Origin of the sequence: Arthrospira sp. PCC 8006 (assembly GCF_046480465.1) — a bacterium.
Classification (GTDB): domain Bacteria; phylum Cyanobacteriota; class Cyanobacteriia; order Cyanobacteriales; family Microcoleaceae; genus Limnospira; species Limnospira platensis.
In genome coordinates, this window is the sequence record NZ_PKGG01000246.1 from 1 (window position 1) to 6,933 (window position 6,933).

5 protein-coding genes are annotated in these 6,933 nt (G+C 40.5%); 3 read left to right on the forward strand and 2 right to left on the reverse strand.

Going from position 1 to position 6,933, the window contains the following annotated elements:
• Window positions 1-598, reverse strand: a 598-nt coding sequence (locus B9T16_RS23750; RefSeq protein ID WP_410245926.1) for a glycosyltransferase family 4 protein, incomplete at its 3' end; no start/stop codon positions are given.
• 78 nt (window positions 599-676) lie between these two features.
• On the opposite strand from B9T16_RS23750, the gene B9T16_RS23755 reads away from it, so the two are divergent.
• Genes B9T16_RS23755 through B9T16_RS23765 form a run of 3 tightly spaced genes read left to right on the forward strand, consistent with a single transcriptional unit; the run spans window position 677 to window position 6,731 of the window.
• On the forward strand, window positions 677-2,053 hold the full coding sequence (locus tag B9T16_RS23755) for an ABC transporter substrate-binding protein (RefSeq protein WP_410245927.1): 1,377 nt from the start codon (window positions 677-679) through the stop codon (window positions 2,051-2,053).
• 54 nt (window positions 2,054-2,107) lie between these two features.
• The gene (locus B9T16_RS23760; RefSeq protein ID WP_410245928.1) at window positions 2,108-5,356 is read left to right on the forward strand and encodes a response regulator; all 3,249 of its coding nucleotides are present in this window, start codon (window positions 2,108-2,110) and stop codon (window positions 5,354-5,356) included.
• Complete coding sequence (locus B9T16_RS23765; protein ID WP_410245929.1) at window positions 5,346-6,731, forward strand: adenylate/guanylate cyclase domain-containing protein; 1,386 nt, start codon at window positions 5,346-5,348, stop codon at window positions 6,729-6,731. Before B9T16_RS23760 ends, B9T16_RS23765 begins: the two co-directional genes overlap by 11 nt.
• A 16-nt stretch (window positions 6,732-6,747) precedes the next feature.
• On the opposite strand, the gene B9T16_RS23770 is transcribed toward B9T16_RS23765, so the two are convergent.
• Window positions 6,748-6,933 (reverse strand): HNH endonuclease (locus B9T16_RS23770; RefSeq protein ID WP_410245930.1); only part of this gene is annotated, 186 nt, incomplete at its 5' end.

A 6,933-nucleotide genomic window follows, 5' to 3' on the forward strand; every position in this document is an offset into this window, starting at 1 on the left:
CCTTAATGCCTAGTTGTTGATGCAATTTGTGACGCACTTCTAAATCAATGTTTTTAAATGGAACATTATTAAGAACCACCTTAACTAAATGTGGTGGTTTGCTATATAATTTTTCGATTTGGTTGGCTGTTTCCAGGCAATTATAAATCGTCAAATCACAAAAACTATGAGACCAGATATCAGCCTTTTTTTTGAAAGCTGATAACCACCAGGGGTCATCTCCCAAATCATTATTAAAAATAAAATGGCGACGGACACACAAAATCAGTCTAGTTTTTTTAAATAGCGCTCGACTCAAACTTAATAATCCGGCATTATGAYCATCGAATGCCAATAACACATCTATGGGAAMTACCAAATTAATCAAAATAGCAGTTAAGGGAGATACCAGACCAAAGTATATTTCCGACAAATCGAGGAATGGCAGAGGAAAATTAATCAAAATCACCTGGACATTAGGGGAAGTAACTGTCGGATTTTCTTGACTTACTANTAGCCAAATATGATGACCTTGATTGGCTAAATAATCAAGAATTTGCCATAATCTTTTCCAGCAGCCACGGTGATGATGTCCCCAGTAAACTGATAAAATGTTCATAATATTAATAGACAATGTGGTAAAATTGGATACAGTTATGAGATAAGTTTCCACAATAGTTGTAGGTAGTATTTTACCATGCAAACACGCCAAGAATTTATTAAGTATGGTCTCCTATTCTTATTATCATTAGGGGTAGTGACCTGTAACACCTCCCCATCCTCTGTGGGGTCTGGTGCTAGGGATAGGACATTTAGGGTTTGGTGGCAACAGGGGTTTTATCCAGAAGAAACTCAAGAAATCCAGAGATTAGTGAGGGAGTGGGAAAATGAGACCGGAAATCGGGTAGAATTGACGTTCTACAGTGATGGAGATATGCTGACAGAAACCCAGAATGCGATCGCTGCAGTTAATCTTCCCGACCTGTTGTTTAGCACGGGCAAAGTCGAAACCTTAATACCTAGTTTAGCGTGGGATAATCAACTGGTTGATCTATCCGATATAATTAATCCTCTGCGAAGCATTTACGATCCGCAAGCCCTAGAATCGGTAGCATACAAAAACGCCGAAACCGGACAAACCGGAAAATATGCAGCCCCCCTCAGCCAGCAAACTATTCATATTCACTACTGGAAACCCCTAGTAGCACAAGCGGGATTTAGTAGCGATCGCATTCCTCAAGACTGGGAGGGATTTTGGCAATTTTGGAAAGACATTCAAGACGAATTACGTTCCCAGGGTCAGCAAAATATCTATGCCTTTGGTTTCCCCATGTCCCCCGCCGCCAGTGATACCTACTTCACCTTTGAGCAATTTTTAACAGCCCACAATGTACAATTAATTAGCCCCACAGGAAAACTGCAAGTTAGGGAACCCCGGGTGCGTCAAGGCTTGATTAACGCCCTGACCGAATACACCAACCTTTATAAAGATGGCTATGTTCCCCCTAGTGCCATCGACTGGGCAAATCCTGATAATAACATCTCTTTCCTGAGTCGAAATTCAATTTTAACCGCTAATCCATCCCTATCAATTCCCGGTTCCCAGCGTCAGGATACCCAGACCTATTTTCAAGATTTAGTCACCATAGACTGGCCCAACACACTAAATGGCGATCGCCTTAATTCCGTTTCCAGTGTCAAAATGGTTGTTATATTTAAAGAGTCCCCCAATCACGAACAAGCCAAAAGTCTACTATCTTACCTAATTCAACCAGAGAACTTAGGTTCCTATCTTCAGGGTGCCCAAGGACGCTATTTTCCGGTAATGCCAAAACTATTAGAAGATCCATTTTGGACAAATCCCGAAGATCCGCATATTTCAGCGTCTGTTCAGCAATATCAGCAAGCTAGGCCATTTGCACAATCATTTAATCCGGCTTATTCTCAAGTGCTATCGGATAATATTTGGGGTCAGGTTATCCGTGCTATTGTAGCTGATGGTATCTCACCAGAACAGGCAGCGGATCGGGCGATCGCTGAAATTGAGGCGATTTTCACCAAGTGGGAGCAATAATAGTCCACAGCCCACCATGCTAACCCAAATCAGGTTATAGCGAGAGGTAAACAGATGAAACTCCTCAATCAAAGCCTACTGTCAAAATTGGTGGGTTACTTTTTCCTACTGTCCGGTGTCACCGTTGGCCTGGTTAGCTTTACTGTTAACATTCGCGCGCGGGAGTCCCTGCAACAATCAGTTTTTGAGAGATTGCAGGTAGCTACTTCCCTCAAAGCCCATCAGGTCAACAAATGGGCAGAAACTCAACGGCGAGAAACCCTAGCCACCGCTAGTAACTTAACCGTCAGGACTCAAGCCGCAATTCTGGTAGACCCCAACGCCACAGAAACCCAAAAATCCCAAGCTCAAGAGATAATCAACCAAGAATTAACTCAAATCCTCGCCCTCAAGCCCGAAATTGATCGCATTTCTCTACTGACCACCGCCGGAATTATCATTTATTCTACTGACCCCACGACTATCGGAAACTATCAACCGCTAGGCAATACTACTACCTATTTTGAAAGCATAGAGTCAGGCGATCGAGTCCGTCCTAATTTTTACACCTCCACCAAAACTGGGCGACCCATGATCACCCTAGCCGCCCCGGTTTTTAGTCCTAGGTCTTCCACTAGCGCCACCCTCGATATACCAGAGTCAGATAATATCATTGCTATTCAAACCCTGTTGGCTAACGGAGGCTTTTATAATGGTTCCATTGACAATATATGGGGCGTGGAAACCGAAACAGCCATCCAAGACGCTCAAAATGCCTATGGACTGCCAGTAACTGGACAACCCGATCGCGCCACCCTCCAACAATTAGTGCAATCAACCAACAATATTAATTTAACCCCAGAAAATCAACGTATAGCTGTCATTGCCATAGATTTAAACCTGAATAGTATCGATGAAATTATCCGAAAAAGGGCGGGTTTGGGAAACAGTGGCGAAACTTATTTAGTCGGTCGTTTAGAAAGCCAAAGCGCTTTGATTTCTAGTCACCAAATCGGAGAAGAAAAACTGATCCAAGCTGTTAGCAGTCCCGGAATTGATGCAGCTTTGCGGGGAGAAACCGGAGAGGGTATTTATCGCAATTATGATGGTATTCCCGTGATTGGGGTATATACCTGGTTGGAAGAGCAAAATTTGGCTTTGATTGCCGAAATGGAACAAAAAGAAGCCTTTGCTCCCGCTAATCGACTTGCTAAAGATATCTTGTTACTAGGGTTGACTTCCATCAGTTTACTGTTGATTGCTGTCTATCTGTTAACCAGGAAAATTACCCAGCCTATTCTGGCGATTACTGAGACTGCGTTAAAAGTTTCTGATGGCAATTTTGACTGTCAAGCACCCGTTTTAACTCAAGACGAAATTGGGATTTTGGCTCGGACTTTTAATCAGATGATTACTGACATTAAAGAGTTTAATCAACAGTTATCTGATGCTAATAAATATTTAGAAGAGAGGGTGAAAATGGCTACCGTTGAACTTCAGGAAACTTTGGCTAATCTGACTTCAATTATTGACCACATTGCTGATGGATTGTTAGTTACTGATGCTGAAGGTAAAATTACTCGCACTAATCCGGCTTTGGCTAATTTGTTTGCTTTGGGAGATTTAGATATACGGGGTAAATTGTGCAGCGAAGCCTTTAGTGGGGATGTGCTGAATTTGCTTTTGCAGTCTAAGGCTCAACCTCTGGATGCTTTCCAAGGGGAAGTCAAATTAGAAGGCGATCGCATTGGTCAAGCCGTCGCTAAGGGTGTACTTAAACAGGTATCTTCCCCATCAGGTTCAGAAGAATTAATATATATTGGTTCAGTGGTATTATTTAGGGATATTACCGCTGAAAAAGAAATAGATCGGATGAAAACTGATTTTATCTCCACCGTATCCCACGAATTAAGAACACCTTTAACCTCTGTTTTGGGGTTTGCTAAATTGATTCAGAAAAAACTGGATGATGTGATTTTACCCTTCATTAAAACTGATGACACAAAAATCAATAGAGCCGTTAATCAAGTCGCTAGTAATGTAGATATTATTGTTTCAGAAGGCATACGATTAACCAATCTAATTAATGATGTGCTTGATATTGCCAAAATGGAAGCTGGTAAGACCGAATGGCATATAGAACCCTTATCTATCAAAACCGTAGTAGAACGAGCCATATCTGCCACTACTTCTTTATTTAATAACAAGCCAATTAAATTAATTGTAAATATGCCGGACAATCTCCCCGATATTATGGGAGACAATGATAAATTAATGCAGGTTTTTATTAACTTAATTTCTAATGCTGTAAAATTCACAGAAGCAGGCAATGTAACATTAAAATTAATGGCGGTCAAGTCCGCGATTAAAGTGTCCGTAAAAGACACAGGTTGTGGTATTGATGCTGCTGATAGAGAACAGGTTTTCGAGAAGTTTAAACAGGTAGGTAATACCCTAACTAATAAACCGCAAGGAACTGGTTTAGGCTTGCCAATTTGCCAAGAAATTATCCAGCATCACGGCGGGTCGATTTGGGTAGAAAGTCAGGTGGGAGTGGGTAGTACCTTCTATTTTACCTTGCCTTTACCTGATGACCAAGATATCCAAAACGCTGTTAAAACTCTTGATTTGCAATCTTTAATTAATCACCTAACTAATGAAAAACATCAGGATAATCAGTCCATAGGAGAACATAAAAAGACTATTTTAATCGTGGATGATGACCCAAGTATTAGAGAGTTATTGCGTCAAGAATTAGATGCGGAAGGCTATAATGTCCGCTTGGCGAAAGATGGTCGAGAAGCCATTAGTCAAATTAAACAAAATCCACCAGATTTAGTAATTCTTGATATTATTATGCCGGAGATTAATGGTTTTGATGTGGCGGCTATTTTAAAACATGACCCGGAAACTCAGCATATTCCTATTTTGGTTGTCTCCGCTGATGACTCAGTTAGTCGTGGCTATCAGGTAGGGGTTGATAAATACCTAACTAAGCCAGTGGCTCAAGAAACTTTATTACAAGAAGTTAAATCTTTGTTTGCTCGTGGAGAGTCTCCTAAACGGGTGTTAATTGTCGATCGCGATATTTCCACCCTTGAGATTTTAAATGAAGTCCTAAAAACTCAAGGTTATATTGTATCTCAGACTCAAACACAGGAAGAGTTTTTACCTCAAATTCGAGCCATAAAACCAGATTTGGTGATTGCTAATGCTGAATTTTCCAAAAAGTATAATTTGGTTAGTAGTTTGAAGTTTGAAAAAGAACTAGCTAATATATTTCTATTTTTGTTAGAAGACTCCTGTGGCAACCATGAAGATTAAACTTAAACAAATTTTGCGTTTTCCTGAGATTGCCTCAATTATCGATGAAATTATTAAGTTAAATAGTGGCTCAATTTCTATTTTTGACCACGAGGGTAATTGTCTATTGGGTGACCTTCAAGCACTCCATACAGAAACTTATCCGATTTTACTTCATAATCAATCTATTGGTTGGGTCGAAGGCGATAAAGAAGCCGCTACAGTGGCTTCTCTACTGACTTATTTAGTTAATCGAGAATGGGAACGCAAAACTTTGGCTCATGAAACCTTGGAAAGGTATAAGGAAATTAATCTACTTTACCGAATTTCGGAAAAATTGAGTGCGGTTTTGGATCATAAATCTTTGGCTTTACTGATTTTACAAGAAGCTATGCAAGCTATTCGAGCTACTGGGGGTTTTGTGATTAATTGTCATCAGGATGATGAACAAAATCAACAGTGTGAAATGATTGTAGTTGCTGGGGAATGTTCTCAACTTAGTTATCCCTTATCCGAGAAAATTTCCGAGGCTATTTTTGATTTTTTACAGCCGGAAATTATCAATAATCTCGCCTATGATTTTCGCTTGGCGTTCATGGCTTCCCAAATATCGGCTCTTTTGTTTTCGCCTCTCAAACATCAAAACCGGATTATCGGTTTTATTGTGCTATTTAGCACTAAACCTGTCTCCTATAACGCTAGTGATTTAAAATTATTGACAGCGATCGCATCTCAGGCTGCTAATGCTATTGAAAATATCCGATTTCATGAATATCGATTGCAGGAAGAACGGATTAAAAGTAATTTGGAAAGATATATGTCACCTCAGTTAGTCCAGGCTGTGATTAACTCCAAAGATGAAAATTTGCTGAAAAACTGCCGCAAAAATTTAGTGATTTTATTTGCTGATATCCGTGATTTTACCACCAAGTGCGAAGAATTGCCACCGGAAAAAATTGTCGAATATTTGAATATTTATTTTGAAGAGATGGTTAATGTCATTTTTGAACATGGGGGGACTGTCAATAAGTTTGTCGGAGATATGATCGTTTGTATGTTTGGCGCTCCCGCTAGTTTGACTAATTGTGAACAACGAGCCATAGAAGCCGCCATTGGAATGCAAAATCGCTTACAACACATCCCTAATCATTGGATTCGAGACAATTTTCATACCGGAATTGGTATTAGTTCCGGTGAGGTGGTGGTCGGAAATATTGGCTCACCCCATCATGTTGATTATACGGCGATCGGAGATCAGGTTAATGTGGCCTCTCGGTTACAATCTTTGGCCAAGGGTAGACAAATACTGGTAGGAATTAGGGGTCGAGATAGACCTCACGGTCTACCCCTCCCATTCAAAACCGTGCTTGCGAGTTTCCCAGCACACGGCTCCTAGTTTGACTGCCTCCTTGTTAAGAGTACAGCATCATCTCTTCATCAAGAGCTGTTTTATCATCGTGACAGTGGCGATGTAATAATTGGAGATTATTGTATTCATCCTTTCCGCCTTGGCTTCTAGGTACAATGTGGTCTACTTCAATTAAATCTGATGGGGTAAAGTATTGTCCACACCAGGTCCATCTACCTTTTTGTTTTTT